The organism is Mesorhizobium sp. ISC15 (assembly GCF_037162615.1).
Classification (GTDB): domain Bacteria; phylum Pseudomonadota; class Alphaproteobacteria; order Rhizobiales; family Rhizobiaceae; genus Mesorhizobium; species Mesorhizobium mediterraneum.
Map to the genome: position 1 here is coordinate 3,161,925 of NZ_JAVSPX010000001.1, position 26,475 is coordinate 3,188,399.

Below are 26,475 nucleotides of genomic sequence, written 5' to 3' on the forward strand. Positions count from 1 at the left end.
TCACAGCCTCTTTTCGACCAGCACCTCGACGCGGCGGTTCAAGGCCCGTCCCGCGCGCGTGCTATCGTCGGCCACTGGATTGGTAGCTGCACGTCCTTCGAAGCGAATGCGGTCCTGCGGCACACCGTTCTGGACCAGCATGTCGGCAATCGTCGCTGCACGCGCTTCGGACAACCTCTGGTTGGTGGAAAGCGGATTGGACCGTTGCAAAGGAACACTGTCGGTATGGCCGACCACGGTGATATTTCCGATCAGTTCCTGATTGGCCAAGATCACTTTGGCGATCGAACCAATCAGCGGCTCGAAGCCTTCCGTCAGTGTCGGCCGCGACGACTGGAACAGTTCGGGGTTGGAGGCCTGAATGATCAGCCTGGCCAGCGAAACGCTCTCGGTGCCGCTTAGCGCGGCCCTGAGATTCGCCGGCGCTCCGGCCTGAAACTCCGGCACCAGCGCGAAATCCACGGCCTCCGGCGGCGGCGCTTCGACCTGAGGCGATGTGCGGCTGATATCGCCGCGCGTGGGTGGCGGCAGAGCACGAACGAGCGTAGAAAGCTCGACTGCCTGACTGCTCAGTCCCATCGACAGCCCGAGATAGATTGCCGTGGCGATAACCGCCGCACCGAGCGCCATTACCCAGATCGGAACGATGAAGCGCTGCGGCTCGTCGGATGCGATCACGCCTTTCCAGTTCGGCGACAGTGGCGCGCCGTCGGCGTCGGCATCGCGCAGGAAGCGCGCCGCAGCAACGCGAACGGCATTGAGCGAGCGGTCGCCCGACCGGCCGGGCACACGATATTTGCCGCGGAAGCCGAGCGCCAGGCAATGATATTGCAATTCCAGCAGTTCACGATCCCGGTTCGGGTGGCGCTCCAGTTCGTCGAGACGCGTGAAGAACTGCGTGCCGGCATCGACATCGCCTCGAAGCATCACCACAAGCGGCTGGCGCGGCCATGCGCTGGCACCGCCCCATGGCGTGTTCAAGGCCAGATCATCGAGCAACGCCGCCACCACCCAGGCTGCCTGGTCGGCGCGCTCCAGCGAGGATCCCGCCGACATTGCCGCGTCGCGTGCCCGAACCAGCTCTTCGAGCAACCGGGTGCGCATCGCCTCCGGGTTTTCCGGTGGCAGCGCGCTTTCAAGCTCCGGCGCGAACTCGAGCAAGGGCGCGAATGCGTTGACAAGGGTGTTGGGATGCGTACGCGACCGTTTCATTGGCGCGCCCGACAGGAGTGGCGTCATCGGTCGCGGCATCGGCGCGCCGGTCAGCCGTATGCGAGTGCGTTCGCGATCCTCCGACAGTCCGAAAGGATCATCCCGGCTCATGATCTCACCTGTTTACCGAATAGCAGTCCACCTGCGGCTCGCTCGGCAGCACACCCGACACGCCAATAACGAAGCCGGGGGCATCGAGCAGCGAGGCCCAGTGCTCGCTTTTCTGATCCAGTTCAAGGCACAGCCGATCGCCATCGTAGGGGATTTCGCGGGGCTGGGAATGAAGCGGTTTCAGTGGAATGCCGGGTAGACGGGATTTCCATAGACCCTCGAACTGATCGGCCGAACCGACAGTCGCCTGGTTGACGAAAATCTTACGCAAGGCATCTTCCGACAGCTCGGAACCGACCCGGATAACGATCCGGCTGGCCACCAGCAGCTTCGGGTTGTCGATGCGGATTTTCCAGACGTTGGTCGAATGCCGCATGACCGGCAGTGCGCGGGATTTAGGCTCGATGTAACGCAGGCTCAGGATGAGTGAGCGCAAGGCGTCCGCCAGCGCCGAATATGCGGGGCCGGGCGCCATGTGATCGTAGGCGGGCAACTCGCTCAGCCGTCGCGCGCTCGAGCCATAGGTCGCCATCGAACCGGCAAGACCGGCAAGCTCCAGGTAAAGCTCGGCCGGATGGAAAACATCCTGCGCCAGCATGTGCGCCAGTCGTGGACGCGCCGCATTGGCGAGATTGAGCATCAAGAGGTCTTCGACGCTACGCCCTGGCCCACCCATGACCATTTTGCCATGCGCCTCGGCGATTTGGTCGAGGCCGGTGACGACTTCCAAAAGCAACTGCCGGTACCAGGCCACTGCTCCGGTAACCAGTGTCGGCGGCAGGAACGTCTCATCCAGGGAGACGCCGCCATCGGCTCGAACCCCTTTGATGTCGGCTATGGGCAGGGCGGTGTAGCCACCAACCGATTTTCTGGGTGCAAGCAGCAGCGCCTGCGGACGTGCGATTTCGATTTCTTCAGGATCTGAACCGCCCTGGACGGCGTCGCGGACCGAAACGATCCGCCCATGATAGCGCGCGCCGGTGGATGCGGCGTGTGCCGGATCGAAGCCGACACCGCCAGCAGGCTCGAGCGGCAGCGCGACCAGCACCGGTCCGGCGCCAGTGTCGGCGGTGACCGGCAGCGGTCGTGGCGCGTCCATCATGTCTGGGATGGAGAAGGGGGTTCCATCCGGAAAGATGCCCCGTGCCGACAGGATCGAGACCTGGCCGGCATCGAGCATTGCCTGGTCCAGCGTCAGCTGCTGAAAGCCGAATGTATGGAGCTGCCCGGCCTGCAACGCGCCGCGCACGGTCGCTTCGAAAAAACGATCCTGCTGCTGAAAATGCTGGGTCCGGAGAAACAGGCCTTCGGACCACAGCACTCTGTTTGCATCGCTCATGCCGCTACTTCCTGCATCGAGCACCCCTTGCCCTGGCCGCTAGGCGGAAATGCCGCCGCTGCCAAGCGTGACGTTGACGGTAACTGTTGATCCCGACGACACCGATTTGGTTGTACGCCAGGTCCGGCCGCCGGGCTCGCGAACGAGGGCAACGAAGCCCAGCGCAGCCGCGTCCGGCTCTACGGTGATGGTTTTAGATGCGGTTTTTCCCGGCCCGACGGAGATCTGGTCGGATCCAATGAGATCGCCTGCGAGTGCGGAGCCGGCATCCCCCTGCAGCGCGAAATAATCGGCCGAGTTGAATTTACCGGTGCTGCGCAGCCGCATCACGAGGACCGTCACGGGCCGGTCGCCGCCACCTGGTCCCGGGTTCATGCCGGCCGCGCCGGTCAGGTTGACGGTGACCGCGGATGGTTTTGGCGGACCGCTCTGACAAGCCGCAAGCAGCCCGGTTGCGCCCAGGGCAACGATAAATTCGCGTCGATCGATCATTTTTCACTCCTCCTCATATGCATCCCGAAAATCAGCGCCGATTTCGCCGAGGAAGCTCGATTCCGCACTCTGGGCGATTTCACGATGGCGTTTCTGGTATAGCTCCCACAGCTTGGCGCTGCGCCCGCCAGAAAGCAGGGTGCCGATCGCTGAACTTGATTTGAGCTCTTCCTCGATCGCTGCCGGGTCAAAACGGTCAATCATCCGCCGCAAGGCCGACTGCACGCCTCGCCATGCGCGCACGTGATGTTGCGCGAGATCGCGGACCGCATCCGCGATTGCCGCTTCGCCGGCCAGAAATCCGGGGCTGCGCTCCGCTATGATGGTCACAATGGCGTCGTCGACCGTCGGCAGAAACTTGAGCGGATTGACTTCAGAGGCCCCCACCACCGTCTGGGCGACGCGAGCGTTTCCCTTTTCCTCGGCCCGCTTGCGCAGCAGCTGCATCAGGCCTTCCATCATGAGCCGATACTCGCGACCGAACTTCTCCATTTCCGCGACGCTGTCGCGTCCGGGAAAATCGGCTTCCTCAATGCCCATGCCGCGCAAGAACGCGGTGCGAAGGGCCGTATTCGCCTGTTGTGCCGCTGCCAGGGAGGGGGCGGGTTTGGGAGCAACGCCAGCACGTGGCGGAGAAGGGATATCTGCCGCCTGGCCAGGCAAATCCCAGGGATTGGCCGATTGCGGTCTTCCGGCGAGATGTTTGCGTTGACCGGTCGAGCTGGCGCCGTTTCTCAAATCGGGCGACGCGGCCGGCCCGAAACCGAAATCGTCATCGAATTCGGATGACCTTTTTGAAGCGGCCTCGGTTGCGCCGGACGGCACCGAATCGAGGCTGAATGGGTCTGCGGGGCCTGGCGCACCACTTGGTTCAGAATAGACGGCGCCATTCGGCGCGGGCGTTGATACCGGGTCGAGGCTGAACGGGTCGTCGAAGGCCTGCGAACTGCGCTGGTTGGCGCGCTCAAACGCTCCTGGAATCGGCTGCTCGAACGGGTCCGGCAGATCGGCGGGACGCGGTCGTCGCGGCTCTTCTTCGACCGTGGCTGAAAAGAAATCATCGCGGCCGATGCTTACCGGCGCTCGTGATGCTGGCGGCGACCGTTCCGGGACCGATTGGCTGGTTGCTGGTGCTTGACCGACCGGCGTCTGCAGATCGACGCATACGATGTAATCGCCCAGTCTCAGCCGCATGCCGTTTTGAAGACGGACCGATGTGCCAGCGCCGAGCGGACTGTCAGAGTCGTTTATGAACAACCCGCTGCTTGATGTGTCGGTGACGAAATATCCATCCCGCCCGCCGGTGATCTTGCAATGGGCGCGTGAAACGAACATGTCGGGATCGTCGATCTGCCAGCCTGCGTCCGCGCTGCGGCCGATCACCAGCTCACCCTCGTCCAGTCGGGTCTGCCGTACCGCCTGGGTCCGTGGTCCTTGCTCCAGAGTCAGCAGCAGACTCATGCCGCGACCCCCGCCATTTCCGGCCGCCATCCGACAATTGTCCGCAGCCGCATATCGTCAGCATCGCCCCTTTCAGCAGGCCGCGCAAGCCAGGTGGTTCGGCCGAGCTGTACCGCTCCGATGCGGGGCTGCGGCACGGCTTCACGCGCGAGCACGATCCGCAGATCGACGTCGAGCGATTCCCCAACCATGTCGCGAACGGCCTGTTTGAACATTTTCAGACGTTGACCGCCCGGCAGGAACGTTTTGAACTCCTCATACCCGAGCGGGCCGACGCGGAGTTCGATCCTGCTTTGGCGGCTGAAAACGCGCGGGCCGATCGTCGCCCCGCGACCCAGCACTGCATAAGCTTGTGCAAGGCGGGTCTGGAGCGATGCTGGGATGGTCATCCAGGTGGCAACGAACTCCTTGATCTGCACCGGCACCTTGAACGCTTCCGCCAGGAACAGCGTCAGCCGCTCCGGGCCGTCGACCTGGCCGGCGAGCGATGCTGCCTGGCGAAGCTTCACGGCGTCGAGATCGGGATTGTGGGTGCCGGGCAGTCCGATTCCCGCCATGGCTTCAAGCATGGCCCTTACCCGGCCGCCGACCGCACGTTCGACCTGTACCGCCGGATGCGCATCCGCCCAGGCCCGATAGTACAGGGCGATCATGCGGTGCTGGAGAATATTGACGAAGTCCACGAACGTCGTGTCGCTGGTCTGCCGTGCGTCAGCGCCGGTGAACCAGCGCTGCGACAGACGATCGAGTACCCAGCGTGTCAAATGAAGCGGCATGGGGCCTTCCGGTCCCATCAGCCCGAGATTCGCGATCGTGACCCGGGCCGGCGTCTTGTCCTTCGCTTCGCGGAATTCAACCACGTCCTTGGCGGAAAAGCTCAGACGCACGTGCTGCCCGAGCCTTGCCGGCTCGCGATCCGCGTGGCCGGAATAGCCGAACAGCCCACCCCTGCGTTCGAGCCGGCGCAAAAGCTCGAAAAAGTCGAACGTATCAGACAGCCCCTCGACCCGGTTCAGGTCGAGTTCGCCTAGATCAGGTGGCGATTGCCGGGCGTCATCGGCCATGGCACATCCTCCTGCTTCTGCAGCAGCCGCGTGCGGGTCCGCACAAAGCCGTTTATTCCTGCGTGGCGGGCAAACAGCCGCGCAAGCAAGGCTGAAAGCAGCAATGTGCTTTGCCCTGCCAGGACCGACTGGTCCACATGCAATGTCACTTCCGTGCCCCTTCCGAAGCACATCGGCCCATCGATCTGCAGCCGTTCGATGACGGACCGCGAGTCAATACGAACGATCGAGTGCACATTGCGTGCGAGGCTCGGATCTCCCCGGTCGGCATAAAGATCGAGCAGCGCATGCAGCGGATCGACACCACGACCTTCCTTGGCAAGGCTGAGAAAGTTGAGCGCCAGCTGCGCCACGAGCCGCCAGGCGAGATTGTCGGCTCGGGATTCGCCTTCGGCGCCCGCGGGCAGGGCGGCCGGGATAGCCGGCTGGGGCGGACGCAGCGCACCGAGAAGCCGGACCGTTTCGACCGGATCGCCTGTCTCCAGCGTCAAGGTAGGGTTGTCGTCGAGGATCGGCAGATCGCGGTTGGTGCAAAGCGCCATGATGTCGACACGCTTCAGCGGTCGGTTCGCCGGGCTTCCGACCGGCCGTGAAATCGATAGAAAAACGTCGTCTCCAGTGTATGAGGTGCGGGTCAACCCGTCGCGCCGTTCATCTTCGGTGGCCCGGCGAGGGCGCCGTTCGGTGGAAAAGACCCAGCCATTGTTGCGATTTTGCCCCAGGCTGAAGAGCTCCGGAATTTCGGCGTCGGTGCCCTCGGAATCGGCGTCCTCGACGCGGGTCACCCGATAGATTTCGAAGTCCCGCGCCCGCGTGCGGTCGGCATGCAGCACTTGCCGCGTTCTGCGGGGATCAAGCTCGATGACGTTGCAGTCACGCTCGAAGAGGTTGATGATCGGCGTCGCAAAAAGTTCGAAATCCGCCGGCGTCACATCGGCAAGTTCGGGTGCTGGACGCCGGAACATGAAGATGATTTCGATCCCGGCGTCGCATCTGCGCACGACCGGTTGCAGTCCTGAAACCCGCACGTAGTGAAAGCGCTCGGGCATCATGAAATATTCACGCAGCAGACGGTACCCTTCGAATGTCGGCCGGGTACGAGGCATCAACGCCTCGTCGTCGCTGATGCCGACCATTTCGGGTGCCGGCAACGGCGATAGGGGGTTGGCCTTGCCTTCGGCTCGTGCACCAACGGCCGAGCAGACGCCGAAAATTGCGTCAAACAGCAATGGCGCTTTGGTGCGCCCAGCAAAATAGAAATCGAGCCGGTCAAGCGCCAGTTCGTCGAGCTTGCCTTTTCCGGCCCGACCAAGCGTGATACGCAGCGCCGCCTCGCCGCCTACGCCGCCGATCGGTGTTATGCCGGCCGCTGCCAACCCGCTGCGATCCTGGAAATAACTAACCGACTTGATGGTTATCGGCCACAGCGTCATTTCCTGCGCTGTGGTGAAGGTGCAGCGCGTCGACAGGCCGGGTTGCAGACCGGACACCAGCCGCGTGTTCCGCCTGACGACATGGCCGGCAACCATCGACTGGACCTGCTGTCCGGGTTTCAGCACTGCCATCGCCGTTGCCGGCGCCGGCGTAACCAGATCGGGATAAAGGACATCCAGGACGCTGCGTGAAAACCTCGAGCGCTCGGCATCGACTTTCAACCGGGTGCGCGCAGCGAGAAAGGCGACGCCGTCAAGCAGCCGCTCCACATACGGATCCGGGCAGGGGACCGTATCGAGCGAGAGATTGCGCGCCACCGCCGGATGCATGTCGGCAAATTCTGCCGCGAGTCCGCGAATATGGGACAGTTCCTCCTCGTAATATTCTACGAAGACGCGATCCATCTCAGCTTTCCCTAAATTCGGTCCGGGCCAAGCCGTTATCGAGATTGATTGTGGTGCGCAGGCGCATGCGTTCCGGCGTCGGCGTCATGATCAGCACAGCGTCTATCTCGATCTTCAGGCCCACACTTTTGTCACCAAGGGTCACCGTTACCTTTGTTGCGCTTTCCTTGAGACGTGGCTCGAACGTGGCAAGGATGGAACGGATCTCGCGCGCCAGGGTTTCGCGATCAAAGTCGCGAGACGAACGGCCCGAAAACGAAGGCACGCCGTAATTGACCACACTTCGACGCACCTCCGGAAAATCGGCAAGCGACGGCGGATTTTCCGCGGACTGTTCGTTTTCAAGATCTGAAAGAAGCGGAACGGCTTCGAAGCGCTCGGTATTGAAGAGAGCTTCGATGTCACGTCGCACGGCCTCCCTGAGGACGCGGGCCGACACTACCACGCCGCGGCTTTCGATCTCCGCACGGTGTTGGGTTTGAAAGATCAGGCGGTGCAGACGCCGCTTCTGATCGGATGTGAGCTCGGCGTCGGCGTCGATGATCCGCGTGGTACTTGCGACGAGGATGTCCAGCCGGTCCGCGCCAAGCTCGTCGAGCAAGACCTGGCGCAGCCCGTCTATTTCCGAGGTCACGCCCGGCAGATCATTGACGAGGCGGTCCCAAAAAGAGGGCTGGACCGCTTCGCGTTTCGCTCGCGAACTGCCGGTAACCTGCAGCTTGTCCGCGCCGGGCCGCCGGGCCTCACTTGCCGACATAGACATCCATTTCGATTTCGTCGTCCTTGTCATAGACGAACTTAATCTTCTTGTAGGCGAAGCTGACCTCCTCCTGGATCAGGTCTTCCTCGTCCTCGGCCTGCGACATGTCGTATTCCATGATCGAGGCGTCGGTCAGGGTGACGACCAGGTAGTCGCTGGTCTCGCCATCTATGGTCCGGCGTGCGGAGAACACCACTTCGTCCAGCGCCTTGTTGTCGAACAGCGCCTTTTTCAGATAGGGCGAGGACTTGTCATAGTGCTTGGTGAACTTGATCATGCCGAGGGACACACGACCGCGGCGTGAGAGCGAATTCGGATCGTATGGCGCGACAATCTTGTAATCGACCCCATGGACTTCGATTTCATCTTCGTGGCCGTCTCGAACGCTTGGCCCTTTGATGTCCGGAACCTTTAGAAAGCCGTCGATCTTCACTGATGTTGGCATTGTCTTTCTCCAGCGCTTTCAAACAAAACAGATGATGTTGCTGCAAATTAAGACTTTACGGACGGTAGTTCCGACACCAGCCGGAGCGACGCGTTGATGCCCTCCAGCTGGTAATGCGGGCGCAGATAGAAGCGAGCATTGTAGTAGCCCGGCCTCCCCTCCACGCTGTCCACCTGGACCTCCGCGGCAGCGAGCGGGCGCTTGGCGCGCGCCTTGTCGTCGGCAAAGGCCGGGTTGGCCAACACGTATCGGTTGATCCACTCGGTCAACCAGATCTGCATGTCCGACCGCTCCTTGAACGACCCTATCTTGTCGCGCGCAATGGCCTTGAGGTAATGCGCAAAGCGCGAAACCGGGAAAAGATAGGGCAGGTTGGCGCTTAGCCGCTCGTTTGACTGTGCGTCGGGATCGACCAGCCGCCCGGCACGTGTCTCGTCGTCTTGCAACGAATGCGCGCCGATGAACGCCGCGAGATCCGTGTTCTTCCGGTGCAGGATGGGCATCAGGCCGAGCTTGGCGAGTTCCGCCTCGCGCCGGTCGTCGATGGCGACCTCCGTCGGGCATTTCATCGCGATCGATCCGTCATCGGTCGGGAAGCTGTGCACCGGCAGGTTGAGCACCGTGCCGCCGTTCTCGACGCCGCGGATCTGTGTGCCCCAGCCGTAGAGCTTGTGGCTGCGGTTGATGTTGACGCCCATCGGGAAGGCGGCATTCATCCAGACATATTTGTTGTGATCGCCCTCCACCTCCTCCTCGAAGGTGAAGCCCTTCACCGGAACGGTGTCGGTGCCGTAGGGCAGCCGGGCCAGCACGCGCGGCATGGTGAGGCCGATATAGCGCGCGTCCTCGCTCTCGCGCAGCGATTGCCACGAGGCATAGGCCGGGTTCGATACGATCATCTGCAGGTCCTGCGGGTTCGGCAGTTCCTGCCAGCTGTCCATGCGGAACAGGCGCGGCGAAGCGGCGGCAATGAACGGCGTATGCGCGGAGGCGCAGACACCCGACATATTGCGCAGCAGGCCGACGTCGCGCGGATGGTTCGAGAATTCGTAGGCGCCGACCAGGCAGCCGATCGGCTCGCCGCCCAGCATCGAATACTCGTCCGTGTAGACCTTCTTGAAGATCGGGCTTTGATCCCACATCTGGCCTTCATAGTCTTCCAGCGTGTCGGCGAGCTGCTCTTTGGAAATGTTCATCACCCGGATCTTCAGTTTCTGATCCGTTTCGGTGTTGTTGACGAGATACCACAGGCCGCGCCATGTACCTTCCATTTCGCGCACTTCCGGCGCGTGCAGGATCTCGTTGACCTGCGTCGTCAGCATCTTGTCGATGCCTGCGATCAGCGACTTGATCGACTTGATCGCGTTGGACGAGATGGTCGTGGTGTCGGAACGGGACTGCGCCGCCAGCGCGAGATTGCGGACGAGTTGCTGCAGCTTCTCGCTGTCGTCCTTCTTGACCTTGAAATCCTTCTCGAGGAGCCCGCTGAATTCTCCGAGGTCGATGGCTTCCGCCTCGGCGGTGACGGCTGCGGTCTTTTGCTGTTCGGCCATGACTTACTCCTCAACCTTATCGTCGTCGGATAATGCCTGGTTGGCGATCTTGCCGAGCAGCGGCTCGTTGTTCAGAAGTTGCGCGATGCGCTTTTCGGCGTCGACACGGCCATCCATGAAGCCAAGCAGTTCCTCGAGCTGACGACGCATCTTGAGGATTTCGGCCAATTGCGGAACCTGCTCGGCAATCTTGTCCGGGGCGAAATCGCCCATCTTGGTGAAGGTGAGATCAAGGGCCAGTTCCTCGTCGCGCTCGGCACCCTCTGCCTGCGGCAGCGTGTTCTTCACCCGGGCTTTGACGCGCGGTCCGAGCGCCTCCATGAAACGGGGGAAGCGGTTCGCGTCGGTCTCGACAAAGGAGCGGTCCAGTACCGACTTCATCGCTTCCCTGGTCTGTGAAGCGCCGGAAAGGTCGGCCATCACGCCCATGACGAACGGCAATTCGATCGTCGTCGGGCTGCCGTAGGTTTCCACGTCATAGGCGATCTGCACGCGCGGTGCGCGATTCCGTTCGATGACCTTCGCTTTGCTTTCGGCTGCCATGGCTCGTTACCTTTCATCCTTCTGGGCCGTCTTCTTGGCATCGGGAACGCCGGCAAGAAGCCGGAATTCCTTCAGTCCCGACGGGGCGAGATCTTCCATCAGTTCAACAAAATCCATATGCACCATCCGGCGCACGCGGCGGGCGAGGTGCGGGATCGGGCTCGACGGTTCGGTGCGGTCGTAGAAGGCGACGACGAGGTCGAGGCATTTCACGACGTCGTCGCGTGAGGAAATCCGATCAGGGAGCCCGGTGCTCGGTTCCACGTAACCTGCCATACTTGCCATAGGATCGGCTCCGTGACCGTTTCGAGCAGGCATTTCGGGATCTGCTGTCGTGGGGGCCGGCTTCGCCGCGCCGTTCGTCGCAGCCTCGATTACCGAGTTCCGTTCGAGGGTCGACAGCAAACGCTGCAGAAACCGTTTCAATTCGGGGACAGCGGCGCCGCCGCCCTCTAGACGAGCGTTGAGAGCCGTCTCGACCGCATCAAGAGCCGTGATCGCCGCTTGGGCGTCGGCGATGAGCGCCATCATCTCCGCATTGGCTTGATCGGCCTGTGCCGCGCATCCACTATGCACCCGGTTCAGAAGTTGACCATGCGCGCTGACCAGCGTTGCCTTTTCGGCCGCATTCAATCCTGAAGCCGCTTCCAGAAGCATGACACGTTCGTCGAGCGCGCCTTGTTCCAGATCGTGTCCGCTGATCGGTCCGATAGTGCGCGGGGCAAAGAACGTCATTTGCCGCACGTCCGCCAACAACCCGTCCTGGCCATTCTGGAGGTCGAGCAGCGCGTTGATACGACGCAAGGCGGCGTCACGTGGTGAAGCATTTGGCCGCAGGGCCGGATGCATGGTTTCCCAATGCTGATCCAAGGTCCGCGCAATAAGGATCAGACCATGCGCGAGCCCGGCGAGCCCCTGCTCATTGGCCAGCGCGCGTGTGACAATGACAAGCAGGCGCAAATCCCGGCCACGCGCACGCAATTCCTCCGCCTTGTCGAGGACGGCAGGCCAGTCGACCGGAACGGTGCTCTCCGCCGAGGGCTTGTTGTGCCCGCCGTGGACGACCTTGACCTGGGGCTCGGTGAGACGCTCCAGCTCATGAAAGGCTGGATCGTTGCGCAAATCCTCCCCTGACGGATTTTCACCGTCCAGCGGATTCAGCCAGAGTGCGAGATCAATCACACCAACCCCCAGCAAGCGGCCCCTGAGACCCATGCGTAACCAACGTTATCACACTGCGTCACTTTACCACAATTTAGTTGCTGCTCAAACTTAATGGGAGCTTGCAAGCCAGGCCCCGGAGTCCGAAATCGGTGGCGCAGTTATCGAACCGTTTATGTCAATGCATCGCAAAGAAGTGGGCATTCCATGGCTGTTTGTAGCCGATGGCGTGGGTGTTGCTGGGACGGAAGAAGTCCACTGAATCGAACACCCAGTCGCCCCGTCGATAACGCGCTTTGTCAAGTTGCTGCTTATGTGGCAGGTTATTGACTGGCAGATCGCAGGAGCAAGTTCGATGGAACAGCGCCGGTCGTCGCAGAGCTTTAAACGCAAGGAACTGGTCGGCAAGCTCAACCCCGTCTGTTTGCGCGCCTTCAAGGCTGCGGCCGACACCGCCAAGCTGCGCGGCAATCCTTACGTCGAGCTCGTTCACTTCGTCGAACAACTGGTGCTTTCCGAGCGCTCTGATGTGCGACTGATACTGGCCGACGCCGGGGTGGATGCGAGCCGGCTCACGGCCGATATGACCCGCGCCGTCGACAAGCTGCCTTATGGCGCCACTTCGATCGAGGAATTTTCCGATCATATCTTTCACGCCATCCAGGAAGCCTGGAGCCTGGCGGGGCTGGAATTCAGCGTCGAGGAAGTGCGCAGTGCGCATATCCTGCTCGCCTGCCTGAAGACGCCGGTGCTGGAAGGGCTGCTATCAAAGATCAGCGGCGAATTCGACAAGATCGATGCGCAGGCCGTCATCGCGCGGTTCGCAGATGTCATGGAGGGTTCTCTCGAAGCTGGCGCCTCGACTGCGGTTCCCGCCGCCGAAACACCGCGGCGGGCTCCGGGCGGCGATTCAGCGCTGGCGAAATATGCGACCGACCTGACCCAGCGTGCCCGCGACGGCAAGATCGATCCGGTCGTCGGGCGCGATCCCGAGATCAGGCAGATTGTCGATATCCTGATGCGACGCCGGCAAAACAACCCGATCCTGACCGGCGAGGCCGGGGTCGGCAAAACTGCGGTCGTCGAGGGCTTTGCCTTGCGCATTGCCGAGGGCGACGTGCCGCCGACGCTGCAGGGTGTCAGCGTACGCATGCTCGACGTCGGCCTGATGCAGGCGGGCGCAAGCGTAAAGGGTGAATTCGAAAAACGGCTGAAGGCGGTCATCGACGAGGTCCAATCCTCAGAGACGCCGGTCATCCTCTTCATTGACGAAGCTCACACCTTGATCGGCGCGGGGGGCGCGGCAGGGACCGGTGATGCGGCCAATCTGCTGAAGCCGGCGCTGGCGCGCGGTGAGCTTCGCACGATCGCAGCAACGACCTGGGCCGAATACAAGCAGCACATCGAGAAGGACCCTGCGCTCACTCGTCGCTTCCAGGTCGTCAAGATAGATGAGCCGTCGGAAGCGGTGGCTGTTCTCATGCTGCGTGGTGTAGCCGGTGTCCTCGAGCAGCATCACAAGGTGCAGATCCTCGACGAGGCGATCGAGGCGGCGGTCAGCCTGTCCCACCGCTACATCCCGGCGCGGCAACTGCCCGACAAGGCCGTGAGCCTTCTCGACACCGCCTGCGCCCGTGTCGCCATTTCGCAGCACGCCACCCCTGCCGAGGTGGAGGACATTATGCGCCGCCGCCAAGCGCTGGAGGTCGAGCGCGGCATCATCGGCCGCGAGGCAGCGATCGGAATTGGCGTAGCCGACCGGCAGGCTCGGGTCGAAGCGGGGCTTGCCGAGACCGAACTCACGCTTGCTGCCGCGCAGGAGCGCTGGGATCGGGAAAAGGCGCTGGTTGGCGAGATACTCGAATTGCGCGCCAGGCTGCGCGGCGAGGGTGTGCCGCTCGATGCGGTGGAGACTCCGGAGGCGGTCGAAACAGCAAGTGCGAATGCGCTTGAGATCGAAACGCCTGAAACCGAAACGCCCGAAAGCGATGCGGATGCAACGGCCACTGCCGGTCCTTCTCCACCCGATCCAGCTGCCGATCTCGCGCGGCTGCGGGAACTGATGGCCGAACTGGCCGAAGCGCAGGGTGAGACGCCGCTAATCCTGCCGTCAGTCGACCGCAACGCTGTGGCTGCCGTGGTCCAGGACTGGACTGGCATTCCCACTGGCAGGATGCTGTCGAGCCAGACCGAAAAGGCGCTGCGGCTCGCCGTGACCTTGGCCGAGCGCGTGGTCGGTCAAGATCACGCCATGGAAATGATTGCCAAGCGCGTGCAGACCAGCCGCGCCGGGCTCGGCGCGCCCGAAAAACCAGTGGGGGTCTTTCTGCTCTGCGGTCCATCGGGCGTTGGCAAGACCGAGACCGCGCTGGCCCTGGCCGAGACGCTCTACGGCGGCGAGCAGAACCTCATCTCGATCAATATGTCCGAGTTCCAGGAGGCGCATACGGTCTCTACCTTGAAGGGCGCGCCGCCCGGATATGTCGGCTACGGCAAGGGCGGCATCCTCACCGAGGCGGTCCGGCGAAAGCCTTATTCGGTGATCCTGCTCGACGAGGTCGAAAAGGCGCATCCGGACGTGCACGAGATTTTCTTCCAGGTTTTCGACAAGGGGATGATGGACGACAGCGAGGGCCGACGGATCGATTTCAAAAACACACTGATCCTGCTTACTTCGAATGTCGGCTCCGAAGTCATCATGGACCGGACCAAAAGCGGCACCGTACGGGCGGGGCTCGACGATCTGGACACAGCGTTACGCTCCCCGCTGTTGAAGGTTTTCCCCGCGGCTTTCCTTGGCCGGGTGGTAACCATCCCCTACTACCCGCTCTCGGACACGATGATCGAAGCGATCACCCGCCATCAGTTCGCCAAGATCGCCCGCCGGCTGCGTTCAAGCAACGATGCCGAGTTGGTGATAGGTGACGGTGTCATGGACCTGGTCAAGGCCCGCTGCACCGAGATCGAATCCGGCGGCCGCATGATCGATGCCATTCTGACGAACACGCTTCTACCGGAGTTAAGCCGCGGGGTGCTGAACCGGTCGCTCGAGGGCGAAAAGATGACGAAGGTGACTGTCGGAGCCTCCGAAGGAGGTTTCACCTATTCCTTCGAATAGCTCAGGAGCACTTCTGTCGCTCTAGCCCCAGCATTTCGGTCGGAGAAGCAGCTTTGTTACCGGCCACCCGGGGAACAATTCGTCAGCCTATCGATTGAAGCAGAGAAGCTGGTTTGGAGCAGATGAATGGGCATTTTTTCCGACCTCGACAAAAAGCTGACGGACAATCTTTACGCGCACGGCAACGACCTCATCGATCCTGCTGCGGATCTTCCCGAGAAGATCGAGGAGCGGGTCGAACTCTTGATGCCGTTCGTTCAGCCCGAGGCTCGCGAGTTGGTCCGTTCGCAAATCCTTGGGCTCATTCATGAGTACAGGAGTGAGGATCCGGCGCCCTCGAACTAAGGCGAGGATCGCGTTAATTGCGAACCTAGCAGGTCCTATTCGGAATGGAGTACCGTCGTCATCCGTCTTGGTCTATTGCGTGGGGCGCAGGTTGAGTGCCGTCACTGGTCCGGCCGGTCTGGTCGACCCATAGCCAAACGATGAAGAGTACCGCCAGTACGATCACGCTCAAGGCGATGAGACGAGGCATGGCATTTTCCTTTCCGTGCCGAACAACCGGTCAAGATTTCGGCTTGCCGTCAGCTCCGGGAATTGGCGTCGCCCGTGCAGGATCGGAGCCGGCTCCAGCGGTCGGGTCGGGAACGACCGGGCCACGTTCTGCTTCGGAACCCTCAGCCTCGATCTCTTGCACGGCCTGATCCCAATGCTCGCGCTCCCGACCTTGCGGTCGGCCTTCACGCTCCCAGATTTCATGGGCTCGCCGCCTGATACGCTCTTCCCTGTCCATGATAGGCCTCCTGAAGCTGTCCTAATCCCGCGATCAATGGTTTGTTCCGCGCTGCCGGACAGTTCTCGCGCGAGAGGGCACGTCGAACATTCGCAAGCTAGAGGGTAGAATGAACAATACCCTCCGCACCGGAGATCGGGTCCGATGAGAATTCTCGTTGTTGGCGCTACCGGCCTGATCGGCGCTTCGGTCTGCGCCCGTCTCGTCTCCGAAGGGCATGAGGTGATCGGCATCGTCCGTAGCCCTCGGGCAAATGTGGCCCGCGACTACCAGACATTGGTGCTGGACGTGGCGACCGCGCTCCGTCCTGAAGATTGGCTGCCGCATCTGGCCGGCATCGATGCCGTCGTGAACTGTGCCGGCGTTCTGCAGGACAGCCCTCGCGAAAAGACCGGGCAAGTTCATCGTGATGCGGCGGCGGCTCTTTTTCTCGCCTGCGCGAGGGCCGGTGTTGCCAAGGTGATCCACTTCTCGGCGATGGGTGTGGATCGGGCACAGCCTTCGTCGTTCTCGGCGACGAAATATGCCGGCGATCAAGCCCTCATGGCACTTGACCTGGACTGGATAATCCTTCGCCCTTCCGTGGTGCTCGGCCGGCCCGTGTTTGGGGCCAGTGCATTGTTTCGCGGTCTGGCCTCGCTGCCCGTCCTGCCGTCAATGCCAGATACCGGCCGGCTACAGGTCGTGCAACTCGAGGATGTGGTCTCGACGGTCCTCTTCTTTCTCAATTCCGGCAGTCCGTCTCGTATGGCACTGGAACTTGCAGGTCCCCAACAGCTGACCATGGACGAGATTGTCGGCACTTTCCGCCGCTGGCTCGGCTGGGCTCCGGCAGCCAGGCTTGTGTTGCCGGGGTGGGTTGCGCGGCTTCTATACCGCCTCGGCGATCTTGCCGCGATGCTCGGCTGGCGACCTCCAATGCGCACCAATGCCGCCAGGGAGATCACACGAGGGGCGCTCGGAGATCCCTCGGACTGGATTTCCTTGACCGGCATACAGCCACAGAGCTTGGCGCAATTCCTCGCGCTCAATCCGGCAACGGTACAGGAAAAATGGTTTGCCGGGCTTTATTTTGCCAAGCCTGCGATCTTTGTCGTCCTGCCCTTCTTCTGGATCATGACGGGGATTGTGTCGCTGACCACTGGCTTCGGCAACGGCATCAGCCTCATGCAAAGCACGGGGGCTGGTATGTTGGCGGTGCCGACCGTGGTCGCCGGCGCTCTCGCCGACATCGTCGTCGGCGCACTCATAGCCTGGCGGCCAACGGCGCGAAAAGGCATCTACGCTGGTATTGCGCTCTCGCTGTTCTATCTGATCGTGGGCACTTTCCTGCGCCCGGACCTGTGGAACGAACCGCTTGGGCCATTCCTGAAGGTCTTGCCGATCATCGTCCTTCATTTTGTTGCCCTGGCGATCCTGGAGGAGCGCTGATGCTCTATTTCGTGCTGAAGTACCTGCATGTCATCGGAGCCAGCGTGCTGCTTGGCACCGGCGCCGGCATCGCCTTCTTCATGCTTCTCGCCCACAGGACCGGCAACACGGCAACGATTGCGGCAGTGGCGCGCATTGTGGTGATCGCCGATTTTCTCTTCACGGCGACCGCCGTCGTGGCGCAGCCGATAACCGGCGTGGCGCTCGCCTGGCAGGCGGGTTACCCGCTCTCCGAAGGCTGGATCGTGCTTTCCATCGCGCTCTACATCGTCACCGGTGTGTTCTGGCTGCCGGTGGTATGGATGCAGATGAAGATGCGCGATCTGGCGTCTGAAGCCGCCAAAGCGGGGGCCCCGCTGCCGGCTCAGTATGTCAGGCTTTTCTGGCTGTGGTTCGCCTTTGGCTTTCCCGCCTTTGCTGCCGTCCTCGGGATTTTCTGGCTGATGATCGCGCGGCCGGCTATCGATTGGTAGCGCTTGCCGCGGCAGCTGTCGTGCGGTTTCGATTTTCGGCGCTGGAACATCTTTCCAATGAATACGTTCGGCGCGGATGGATCAAGCCGTACGCAAACGCCGACATTCAGCCTCATCCGCGACTGACGCGGATGTTCTCATCATTGGTGGCGGACCTGCCGGACTGGCGGCCGCGATCTACCTCGGCAGGTTCCGCCATCGGGTCGTCGTGGTGGACGCGAATGAGGCGCGCGCCATGCTGATTGGGGAAAGCCGCAACTGTCCGGGATTTCCGGAAGGCATCAGCGGCGCCGATCTTCTGCACCGGCTTCGTGCGCAGGCCGACAAATACGGAGCGACACTGGTGCAGGGTCAGGTGTCGTCGATCGAGCCGACCGTAGGCGGGTTTGGCGCCGAGACAAACACAGGGCGGATCGTCGCCCGCAAGATATTCCTGGCGACGGGTATCGTCGACCTTGTGCCTGCAATTCCGGGTCTGCGCGAGGCCATCGCCAGAGGCAGCGTACGCCTATGCCCGGTTTGCGACGGCTACGAGGTCATCGATCACCGGATCGCTGTCATCGGAGAGGAGGCGAAGGCACTGCGAGAGGCCATGTTCCTCAAGCAGTATACGCAGCACGTCACAATGCTCGCTCGCTATCTTCCCGATTTTTCCGTCAGCACACGGCGCGTGGCGATGGAAGAAAACATTGCCATTTGCGATGCGTTCGAAAGGTTTGTTCCTGCCGACAGCGGCTACGACGCCCTCCTCGAGGATGGCGAGGTGCGCCATTTTGACGTCATCTATCCGGCGACGGGATGCCAGGTGCGTTCCGAACTCGCGCTGGCAATGGGCGTCAAATGCTGCGACGACGGCTACGTCGTCGTCGACAAGCATCAGCGGACCTCGGTCGAGGGGGTGTATGCCATCGGCGACCTCGTCAAGGCTTTGAACCAGATCGCAGTGGCTTTCGGCCAGGCTGCGATAGCCGCGACCGATGCTCACAATGATTTTGCCCTCGGGTACGAATAAAGGGGCACAGATGTATGGCAGGCGGCTAGTGTCATGTTGCTGGGTTTCCCAGCCCTTCCACCAGCGTGCTCAAGGCCGCATCCAAGGGGGCCGATCCCACCTTCTCGGGCACCAGGAGCCCATCGATCGCAAGCATGGTCATGCCGTGGATGAGCCCCCAGCCGGCTGCCGCCTGACCTTCTATAGGCCGCTTGCGAATGCTCCCCGCGGCCTGGCCGCGCCGGAGGATTTCGAGGAGAATATCGAATACCGCCAGCGCCCGCTCATTGAGATGCATTCCCACCGCTTTCCCCTCCTCCGCGCTAAACATCAGGCGGTAGAGAGCCGGGTTGTCCGTTCCGAACGCGACGTAGGCACGAGCTATCGGAGCAATTTCGTCGGGCAGAGTTTTGGCCGCCTTTGGCGTCGCAGCCGCTAGGGACGCGCGCAACCGGTCGAACCCAATCATGGCGATCTCCGCAAGCAGCGCCGCCTTATCGGGGAAGTGCTTGTAGGGTGCCGCGTGGCTTACGCCAGCCCGGCGGGCGACTTCCCGCAGCGTGAACTGCCAGCCTTTCTCCTCCCGAAGCATATCCAACGCCGTCTCGATAACCGCACGACGGAGATCACCGTGGTGATAGGGGCGGTTGGGTGCATCCTGCATGGTACCTCAAAGTTTCTTGTGAATACATTGTTGACAGTGGCTACTTAAGGGGCTATGTCGAGGGCGTAAGTTTCTCCTGTCTACATCGGAGTGGACCATGAACGCAATCGCAAAAATTACCGACGCTGATCGGCTGGGCAGTCTCCTCGCGGCCCAGCGCGCTGCCTTCCTGCATGACGGAGCGCCTTCGCTGGCGCAGCGACGCGCTGATCTGGCCAAGTTCAGGGCCTCGATAATCGGGCACCGCAAAGCGATCGAAGATGCCATCAATACCGATTTCGGGCATCGCTCGAGGCACGAAACGGCGATCATGGAGGTTGCAGCGGTCGCCGAGGGCACGAAGTATCTGATCCGCAATCTCCGCAAATTCATGGCGCCGACCCGCCGCCACGTTGCTCTGCACATGCGGATCGGCAACGCCCGCATCGAATATCAGCCGCTTGGCGTCGTCGGCGTGATGTCGCCGTGGAACTATCCGATCAACCTCGCGCTGATGCCGGTCGTAACGGCCATCGCCGCCGGAAACCGGGTGATGCTGAAACCTTCGGAGTTTACACCCGTCACCAATTCGCTGCTCGCGAAGATGCTGGCCGAGGTCTTCCCCGAGGACCAGTTCGCGATGGTGACCGGCGATGCGGCCGCAGGGGCGGCATTCTCTGCCTTGCCCTTCGACCATCTCGTCTTCACGGGCAGCACCGCGGTGGGCCGGTCGGTGATGAGGGCCGCTAGCGATAACCTTGTACCGGTCACCCTTGAGCTGGGCGGCAAATCACCGGTCATCGTCGCCAAAGGCCACTCCCTTGACCAGGCGGCGGCGTCCATTGCTTTCGGTAAGCTGCTCAACGCCGGTCAAACGTGCATCGCCCCCGATTACGCACTCGTCCACGAAAACGACGTAGACTCGTTTGTCGGGACGTATGGGCGGAAAGTGGCGTCCTTCTATGCGGACGGGCCGACGAGTGAACACTATACTTCCATCATCAACGAGCGGCACCACGCCCGGCTTCAGGGCCTGATCGAGGATGCTAGTGCCAAGGGAGCGCGGATCATCGAGGTCGGCAATCGGCCCGGTGAGGCGTCTGTGCGCGCCAACACGCTGCCGCCAACCGTCGTCCTCGGCGTCACAGAAGACATGCGCATCGCTTATGAGGAGATCTTCGGCCCGATCCTGCCGATTTTTCCCTACCGCGACATCGAAGAAGCGATCGCCTATGTGAACGTCCGGCCCCGGCCGCTCGCGCTCTACTATTTCGGAGCCGATGATGAAGACCGACGCATGGTGCTGAGCCGAACAACCTCAGGCAACGTCACTATCAACGGGACGATCATGCACATCGCCCAGGATGACTTGCCCTTCGGCGGCGTCGGGGCCAGCGGCATGGGCGCTTACCACGGCGTCGAGGGTTTCCGTACCCTCAGCCATGCCAAGGGGATCTATGAGCAGGGTCGCTGGAACCTCTCCAACCTGCTCCACGCCCCGTTCAGACAGCCGATCGATACCATCCTCAACGTGATGCTCCGGTGATCGGCATGCCGTCATCAAATCCAGCTCAGGAGCATCAGCACATGACCACTGACACGTCGTTGCCGCTACGCGGCTCCTGCGAATGCGGCGCCTGCTCGTTCGAGGTGCATACTGCGCCAAAGGGCAGATTCCGGTGCCACTGTCTGATCTGCCAGGCGTTCAACGGCAAACCGTTCGCGGATGTGGTCGCCGTTCGTGGCAAGGATGTCGTGCTGAAAAACGCCGGCAACATCTCATTCAAGAAATACCGCCCGCCGCCGAACTTCAATCGCGGGGTCTGCCGGACCTGCGGCAAGCCGGTTGTGGAGGTTGCCGGCTTCGGGCCGTTCAAAGTGATGTTCATCCCGGCCAGCAATTTCGAGCCCGAGGCCCGGCTGCCGCCGGTTCGGATCGACATATTCTATCATCGTCGCGTGCTGGACATGCCCGATAGCGTGCCCAAATACAGCGGCTATCTCGCCAGCGAGTTGGCGGTCGGGAAAATGATTATGAGTGGCGTGTGAAGCGCCGAGTCGATTTATTTGAGTGCCATCCATGTGATGGCCTCGGCGCTGTTCGAGGGCCGATAAGCTCTGGAAACGTGCCTCGTTAGCGCAGCATGGCCGCTATCACAAAGACCGCGGCCGCTACGAGAACGACTGCGGCAATCACCAACAGTGGCCAGCTCCTGCGAGGCTGAAGATCAGGCTCGCTTTCTACCGGCCGCATTGCGTCGGCGAAGCTGGCTTCATTCGTGAACTCTGGCTGTCGACGAGAACGAGCCTCGGCGACAGGATTTGGCACATCTGCCGCTTCGGCGTCGGTCTCTTCAGGTGCGGCGGCAGGGTCGAACCCCGGGGTTTTATCCTGCGTCGCCCCGGCCTGGATATCGCCTCTCGCCTTAGCAGGCGTCTGATCTGGTTGTGCGGCCATCACGGGTCTCCCTGGCAACCAAACTTCGATCTGCCTCAGCGGTTCCAGTCTGCGCCCGATTTGTTGAACTCACACCTGATTTGCTGAACACATTTGGCGGTGATCCTGGCCTCTCCGGAACGGAGGACGCTTTTGACAGTTGTGTTGGATCATTGCCTGGTGAGTTGGCCATGCCGTCTGCCCTCGAGCAACTGGCTCAATCCGTGAAAGAGCGACGAGCGATCTTGTTCGTTGGGGCGGGAGTATCGATGAGCGTCGGCCTGCCATCCTGGGAGAAGCTCATCGAACATATGGTGGATGAACTCGGCCTCGACCGCGACACGGTCGACACGCCTGAATCCAGCTACCAGGCGCTTGCCGAATATTACCGGCTAAAGCATGGCAGTCTCGGCCGCTTGCGCAGCTGGATGGATCGCGAATGGAGCGTCTCGCGGGACAAAGTGAAGGGTTCGGCGATCCACAAGCTGATCGTGGCGCTCGATTTCCCGATCATCTACACCACCAATTATGATCGGAATCTTGAGGTGGCGTTCGAAATCCACGACCGCCCGTTCGTAAAAGTGGCCAATGCCAAGGACGTCGCCAAGGCGAGCGACGAGGTGACCCAGATCATCAAATACCACGGCGATTTCGACGACGACGCATCGCTGGTTCTGGCGGAGTCCGAGTATTTCGAGCGGCTGTCGTTCGATTCCCCGCTGGATGTAAAATTTCGCGCTGACGCGCTGGGGCGCACTATCCTGTTCATCGGTTACAGCATGTCGGATATGAACATCCGTCTGTTGCTGTATCGGCTTTGGGAAACCTGGCGCCGGTCCGGCTATGAGAAGAACCGTCCGAAATCGTTCGTGTTCATGCCGCAACCGAGCGTCGTCCAGGAAGCGGTCCTCGGACGCTGGGGCATCGACATGCTGACCGAGCAGGCCGATCGGCCGGAGGATGCCCTGGTGGCATTCCTGAGCAAGCTCAAGGACGGGATAGACCAGATCTAGCGCGTATGCGCGCAACACCGGTGGGCAATTCTGAAAGGCGATGTGATGCACCGCGCTTGAAGCCAAATGGTTGACGGCAAGTTCGGAATGCTCACTCTATTCGGCCCGGCCGGGAACATTGTCGATCGCTGCGGCGTTCATAGCCGGGAAGGGACGCTGTTTGCGGAGGCCTATGATGGGCCACTTCGATATGATCGATCTCATTTCTGTCATCGACGCCTGCACGACCGGCCGCGCCGCAGGGCGATTGGTGTCGATGGCCAAAGCCGTGGAAGAGTTGCGGGTGCTGACCGGTGATTTCATCTCGCCGGACGAAACCGTGGCCAATGCCCTGTCGCCGGTGGCGCTAGGGCGCGGCTGCGCGGTCCTGTTCGACGAGCAGCCGGGCGCCGACATCCTGCACACGCCATGGCAAGAGGCCTGACTGGCGAGACGCCTGAGCGTTGCCGCGCCAGCGGGCGCGGCATCCGTTTGACGGCACGGTGCCGCGCGCGTCGCATATGGCGTCCGTCTGGAGCGCTAGCGGCGGTTGGAACCGGACCGTCGCAGGAATGTTTAACCGCCATGCATGAGGCAATCGGAGAGACGCTATGACTGAAAACGAGACCCGTTATGAACATGGCGCAACCAAGTACCCGGCCAAGAAAGATGCGGACGCGTCGGATCAATTCTCCCAGGAGGCGGCCGGCAACAAGAAACCTGCCGGCGGGATGGGCCTGACACGGTCAAGGGACGAGGTGGAGGACAAAACCCATCAGTCCGAAGGGAAAAATCCGCCCGGACAGTCCACCCCCAGTGCCTCGACAGAAAAGACGTCCGGCGCCGGGCCATCGATCGCCGAGCGTTCCAAGGATGCCAAGGCTCCGAAGAGCGGCCGCCAGCCAGGCGCCTACGTCAAGGACTGACCGGCCAGGGAACCTGCAGTCAGCCCATCATCGTCTTCAGCGGCTCCTGAGCGAGGTTCGCCTCGATCTCCTTGCGGCCCGGCGTTTGCCGCAGCGCTGTGCGCATGTTCTTGCGATATTCGTCCGGCATGCGCGGCGGTAGCATAGGTTCATACGCGTCGACGACCGCCTCTATGATCACCGGACCTTCCGCGGCAAAGGCGGCGTCAAGAACCCCATCGACGTCCTCAGGCCGGGTGACGCTGTAGCCGATGCCTCCCATAGCTTCGGCGGCCATGGCGAAGTCGACTGGCTGGAGCTCGCAGGCAAATTGCGGGTTGCCGAGGAACATCATTTGCTCCCAGGCGATCTGGTTGAGCATGTTGTTCTTGATCACCAGAAGCTTGAGCGGAATCTTGTAACGCACGGCAGTGGAAAATTCGCCAAGCTGCATTGCCAGCCCGCCATCGCCCACCACCGCGAAAACCGGCCGGCCGGGAAAGGCAATCCCGCCGGCAATCGCATAGGGCAGCCCGCAGGCCATCGATGCCAGCGAGCCGGAGACGGCGAAATCCTGCCCTGCCGTGATATTGATATGACGGGCGGCGAGTTCGGTGTTCTGGCCGGAATCGGTAGCCAGGATGGCATTGGCCGGCATTCGGTCGCCGAATGCCTTGACGACGCGTTGCGGCTTGAGCGGCACATCGTCCCTGCTTTCCGCCTCGGCCATCATCTTGCGCCAGCGCTGTAAGCTCTGCTGCGCGCTTTCGAGAAAGGATCTGTCCTGCTTTGGCTTCAGCCTTTCGTTGAGCAATTGCAGCGTGATGGCCGCATCACCGACGAGACCGGCCTCGACGGGATGGCGAAGGCCGATGCGCTGCGCATTGCGGTCGATCTGCACGCCACGTGCCTTGCCGGGCTTGGGGTAGTACTCGATGTAGGGGAAGGTCGAGCCGACGATCAGCAGCGCCTCACATTCCTCCATGATCTCCTGCGAGGCCAGCGTGCCCAATATTCCTATTCCGCCCATGATGTGCGGGTGATCGTCCGGCAGGACGGCTTTGCCGAGCAAGGCCTTGGCAACAGGCGCGGCGAGAAGCTCCGCCGTTCTCTCGAGTTCGGCCTTCGCATGCAGCGCGCCGCGCCCGGCGAGTATCGCCACCTTTGAGGCCGTGTTGAGGATGTCCGCTGCAAGAGCGAGCTGGGCTTCGTCGGGTCGCTTGTCCCCTTCGAACCACCGTTCGGGCGTATGTTTTGGAAGGTTGCGGAGCGAGCGCTTTGCCGACGTCTGCTCCTGCACGTCGCTGGCTATCGAGAGATGGGAAACGCCGCGTCCCGCAAGCGCGGAACGACAGGCGAGGCCGGCAACGTTTTCCATATGCGCTGCGTCGGTCACCTGAGTGTTGAAGATGGCGACGTCGTTGAAAACGCGGGTGAGATCGACATCCTGCTGCGTGAACGTCTCGATCAGGTCGTGGAATTGCATGCCGGTTATGGCAAGGACGGGCGCCTGGTCGAGCTTTGCATCGTAGAGACCGGTGAGCAGGTGCGTGCCTCCTGGCCCAGAGGTGGCGAGGCAGACACCGAGCTTGCCGGTCCACTTGGCATAGGCTGTCGCCATGAAAGCCGCGGATTCCTCGTGCCGCACCTGTACGAAGCGGATCTTGTCCTGCCTTGTGCGCAGCGCCTCCATAATGCCGTTTATGCCGTCCCCCGGCAGGCCGAAGATCACGCGCACGTCCCAGGCGATCAATGTGTCGACAAGGATCTCGGCAGTGTTGGGCATGGTTGCCTCCTGTGTTTGGTATGCTTTTGTCCTGGGCCTGCGGCTTTACGCTCTCGCTGCGGCGTCGGGCGTCAGACGTGGATATTGGCGATCAGTGCCGAACGACGGAGATGTCTTGTTGTTCCATCGGAACGACAGCCGCTGCGAGCCGGGCAGCTGAAGCGGATCGGAAGTTGCCCGGCGAGACCAAGTCGCGCCGTCAACGGCTACTCGCAGACTGTGAGGGATGGCGCCGAAACAAAAAACCCGCCTCGGCGGCGGGTCGCTGGCGCAAATCAGCACCATGGCCAAATTACTAGCATAACTGCCGTCACAAAGCAACGAACCGCGAGCTCGCAACGCAGGCAATCGCTTCGGTTTTGGCCCGTTCCTCATCTTATCCTTGGCCGAATCTTATCCTTGGCCGAGTGCACGTTCTCTGCTTGCGCCTGTCGAGCGTCGTCCGCAGCGAACATCGTGCCATTTCACAGAACCCAGGAACGGTTATGGCGCCTTCTCGGTTGTGAGGGAAAGGAGATGGTCCATGTTTGAGAACAGCATGTGGTTGCTCGTCGTTGCAGGCGGGCCCCTGATACTGGCAATCCTGCTCGCCTACGCACTCGTCACGCGACGCCGCCGCGGTCCCGCAGAACGTAGGGAGAGCAAGCAGGCGACCGAGCGCTTGTACCGCGAGGAGGAAGACTGACGGACCATGGCAGGTGCGGATAAGCAACTGGAGCCGATATGCAATGGACAGTTTTATTTGACCGCCATTTCGGAACGATCCCGCCACCCTGCCATTATCGCCATAAGGACAGGCTCGGATTATGGCGGCCTCCGATTGGTCCGCTTCGGCAAAGACCGTGGCGCCTGTAATCACCAGGAAAGCGACGATTGCCGCCAGCGATCTGGGCATCAAAACGAACGCAAGGCACTTTGGAGGAACCA

At 61.7% G+C, this 26,475-nt stretch carries 26 protein-coding genes; 11 read left to right on the top strand and 15 right to left on the bottom strand.

All coding sequences use genetic code 11. The features are described from left to right. From icmH to tssA, 11 genes are read right to left on the bottom strand one after another with little or no spacing between them, the layout of a single operon-like run. On the bottom strand, positions 1–1,323 hold the full coding sequence (icmH, locus tag RPG13_RS15105; protein ID WP_128284639.1) for a type IVB secretion system protein IcmH/DotU: 1,323 nt from the start codon (positions 1,321–1,323) through the stop codon (positions 1–3). Between the two features lie 4 nt (positions 1,324–1,327). Next, complete coding sequence (gene tssK, locus RPG13_RS15110) at positions 1,328–2,662, bottom strand: type VI secretion system baseplate subunit TssK (protein WP_337125410.1); 1,335 nt, start codon at positions 2,660–2,662, stop codon at positions 1,328–1,330. Between the two features lie 39 nt (positions 2,663–2,701). After that, the gene (tssJ, locus tag RPG13_RS15115; protein ID WP_023801306.1) at positions 2,702–3,154 is read right to left on the bottom strand and encodes a type VI secretion system lipoprotein TssJ; all 453 of its coding nucleotides are present in this window, start codon (positions 3,152–3,154) and stop codon (positions 2,702–2,704) included. A gap of 3 nt (positions 3,155–3,157) precedes the next feature. Then, on the bottom strand, positions 3,158–4,615 hold the full coding sequence (tagH, locus tag RPG13_RS15120; RefSeq protein ID WP_337125411.1) for a type VI secretion system-associated FHA domain protein TagH: 1,458 nt from the start codon (positions 4,613–4,615) through the stop codon (positions 3,158–3,160). Then, positions 4,612–5,679 (bottom strand): type VI secretion system baseplate subunit TssG, encoded by a 1,068-nt coding sequence (tssG, locus tag RPG13_RS15125; protein WP_337125412.1) that lies wholly within the window; start codon positions 5,677–5,679, stop codon positions 4,612–4,614. The genes tagH and tssG overlap by 4 nt, the downstream gene beginning before the upstream one ends. Beyond that, positions 5,643–7,517, bottom strand: coding sequence for a type VI secretion system baseplate subunit TssF (gene tssF / locus RPG13_RS15130; protein ID WP_127203712.1), 1,875 nt, complete (start codon positions 7,515–7,517; stop codon positions 5,643–5,645). Before tssF ends, tssG begins: the two co-directional genes overlap by 37 nt. 1 nt (position 7,518) lies before the next feature. Beyond that, positions 7,519–8,274, bottom strand: a complete 756-nt coding sequence (gene tssE / locus RPG13_RS15135; RefSeq protein ID WP_337127021.1) for a type VI secretion system baseplate subunit TssE — start codon at positions 8,272–8,274, stop codon at positions 7,519–7,521. Continuing rightward, a complete protein-coding gene (locus RPG13_RS15140) occupies positions 8,261–8,722 on the bottom strand; it encodes an Hcp family type VI secretion system effector (RefSeq protein ID WP_127203713.1) in 462 nt (153 codons plus the stop codon). The genes tssE and RPG13_RS15140 overlap by 14 nt, the downstream gene beginning before the upstream one ends. Before the next feature lie 47 nt (positions 8,723–8,769). Then, the gene (tssC, locus tag RPG13_RS15145) at positions 8,770–10,275 is read right to left on the bottom strand and encodes a type VI secretion system contractile sheath large subunit (RefSeq protein ID WP_095486432.1); all 1,506 of its coding nucleotides are present in this window, start codon (positions 10,273–10,275) and stop codon (positions 8,770–8,772) included. Positions 10,276–10,278: 3 nt separating this feature from the next. Beyond that, a complete protein-coding gene (gene tssB / locus RPG13_RS15150) occupies positions 10,279–10,818 on the bottom strand; it encodes a type VI secretion system contractile sheath small subunit (RefSeq protein WP_095486433.1) in 540 nt (179 codons plus the stop codon). A gap of 6 nt (positions 10,819–10,824) precedes the next feature. Beyond that, complete coding sequence (gene tssA, locus RPG13_RS15155) at positions 10,825–12,000, bottom strand: type VI secretion system protein TssA (RefSeq protein WP_337125413.1); 1,176 nt, start codon at positions 11,998–12,000, stop codon at positions 10,825–10,827. A gap of 334 nt (positions 12,001–12,334) precedes the next feature. Between tssA and tssH the strand changes: the two genes are divergently transcribed. Together tssH and RPG13_RS15165 are read left to right on the top strand one after the other, a co-directional pair. Further along, on the top strand, positions 12,335–15,097 hold the full coding sequence (gene tssH / locus RPG13_RS15160) for a type VI secretion system ATPase TssH (protein WP_337125414.1): 2,763 nt from the start codon (positions 12,335–12,337) through the stop codon (positions 15,095–15,097). 126 nt (positions 15,098–15,223) lie between these two features. Next, on the top strand, positions 15,224–15,442 hold the full coding sequence (locus RPG13_RS15165; protein WP_292644887.1) for a hypothetical protein: 219 nt from the start codon (positions 15,224–15,226) through the stop codon (positions 15,440–15,442). A gap of 220 nt (positions 15,443–15,662) precedes the next feature. On the opposite strand, the gene RPG13_RS15170 is transcribed toward RPG13_RS15165, so the two are convergent. Then, entirely contained in the window at positions 15,663–15,890 is a 228-nt protein-coding gene (locus tag RPG13_RS15170) for a DUF2934 domain-containing protein (protein ID WP_337125415.1), read from the bottom strand. Between the two features lie 144 nt (positions 15,891–16,034). Here RPG13_RS15170 and RPG13_RS15175 point away from each other — a divergent pair, with 144 nt between their 5' ends. From RPG13_RS15175 to RPG13_RS15185, 3 genes are all read left to right on the top strand, one after another. Then, complete coding sequence (locus RPG13_RS15175; RefSeq protein ID WP_337125416.1) at positions 16,035–17,321, top strand: SDR family oxidoreductase; 1,287 nt, start codon at positions 16,035–16,037, stop codon at positions 17,319–17,321. Continuing rightward, complete coding sequence (locus tag RPG13_RS15180) at positions 17,321–17,794, top strand: DUF2269 family protein (RefSeq protein WP_337125417.1); 474 nt, start codon at positions 17,321–17,323, stop codon at positions 17,792–17,794. The genes RPG13_RS15175 and RPG13_RS15180 overlap by 1 nt, the downstream gene beginning before the upstream one ends. A gap of 76 nt (positions 17,795–17,870) precedes the next feature. Continuing rightward, entirely contained in the window at positions 17,871–18,806 is a 936-nt protein-coding gene (locus RPG13_RS15185; RefSeq protein ID WP_337125418.1) for an NAD(P)/FAD-dependent oxidoreductase, read from the top strand. A gap of 31 nt (positions 18,807–18,837) precedes the next feature. On the opposite strand, the gene RPG13_RS15190 is transcribed toward RPG13_RS15185, so the two are convergent. Then, on the bottom strand, positions 18,838–19,449 hold the full coding sequence (locus tag RPG13_RS15190; RefSeq protein ID WP_292503538.1) for a TetR/AcrR family transcriptional regulator: 612 nt from the start codon (positions 19,447–19,449) through the stop codon (positions 18,838–18,840). 97 nt (positions 19,450–19,546) lie between these two features. Between RPG13_RS15190 and RPG13_RS15195 the strand changes: the two genes are divergently transcribed. Continuing rightward, positions 19,547–20,974: a coniferyl aldehyde dehydrogenase gene (locus RPG13_RS15195; protein ID WP_292644899.1), complete on the top strand. Its 1,428-nt coding sequence runs from the start codon at positions 19,547–19,549 to the stop codon at positions 20,972–20,974. Between the two features lie 41 nt (positions 20,975–21,015). Continuing rightward, a complete protein-coding gene (locus RPG13_RS15200) occupies positions 21,016–21,477 on the top strand; it encodes a GFA family protein (RefSeq protein WP_126107191.1) in 462 nt (153 codons plus the stop codon). Between the two features lie 85 nt (positions 21,478–21,562). On the opposite strand, the gene RPG13_RS15205 is transcribed toward RPG13_RS15200, so the two are convergent. After that, positions 21,563–21,886 (bottom strand): hypothetical protein, encoded by a 324-nt coding sequence (locus RPG13_RS15205; RefSeq protein WP_128242032.1) that lies wholly within the window; start codon positions 21,884–21,886, stop codon positions 21,563–21,565. A gap of 170 nt (positions 21,887–22,056) precedes the next feature. Here RPG13_RS15205 and RPG13_RS15210 point away from each other — a divergent pair, with 170 nt between their 5' ends. From RPG13_RS15210 to RPG13_RS15220, 3 genes are all read left to right on the top strand, one after another. Then, the gene (locus tag RPG13_RS15210; protein ID WP_128242031.1) at positions 22,057–22,878 is read left to right on the top strand and encodes an SIR2 family NAD-dependent protein deacylase; all 822 of its coding nucleotides are present in this window, start codon (positions 22,057–22,059) and stop codon (positions 22,876–22,878) included. A gap of 175 nt (positions 22,879–23,053) precedes the next feature. Next, positions 23,054–23,302 (top strand): hypothetical protein, encoded by a 249-nt coding sequence (locus RPG13_RS15215; RefSeq protein WP_126107189.1) that lies wholly within the window; start codon positions 23,054–23,056, stop codon positions 23,300–23,302. A gap of 166 nt (positions 23,303–23,468) precedes the next feature. After that, complete coding sequence (locus RPG13_RS15220) at positions 23,469–23,783, top strand: hypothetical protein (RefSeq protein WP_095486444.1); 315 nt, start codon at positions 23,469–23,471, stop codon at positions 23,781–23,783. Between the two features lie 19 nt (positions 23,784–23,802). Here the strand turns inward: RPG13_RS15220 and RPG13_RS15225 are convergent, their stop codons facing one another. Next, the gene (locus RPG13_RS15225) at positions 23,803–25,548 is read right to left on the bottom strand and encodes a thiamine pyrophosphate-dependent enzyme (RefSeq protein WP_337125419.1); all 1,746 of its coding nucleotides are present in this window, start codon (positions 25,546–25,548) and stop codon (positions 23,803–23,805) included. 523 nt (positions 25,549–26,071) lie between these two features. Between RPG13_RS15225 and RPG13_RS15230 the strand changes: the two genes are divergently transcribed. Then, on the top strand, positions 26,072–26,233 hold the full coding sequence (locus tag RPG13_RS15230) for a hypothetical protein (RefSeq protein ID WP_095486446.1): 162 nt from the start codon (positions 26,072–26,074) through the stop codon (positions 26,231–26,233). Positions 26,234–26,475: the final 242 nt, after the last annotated feature.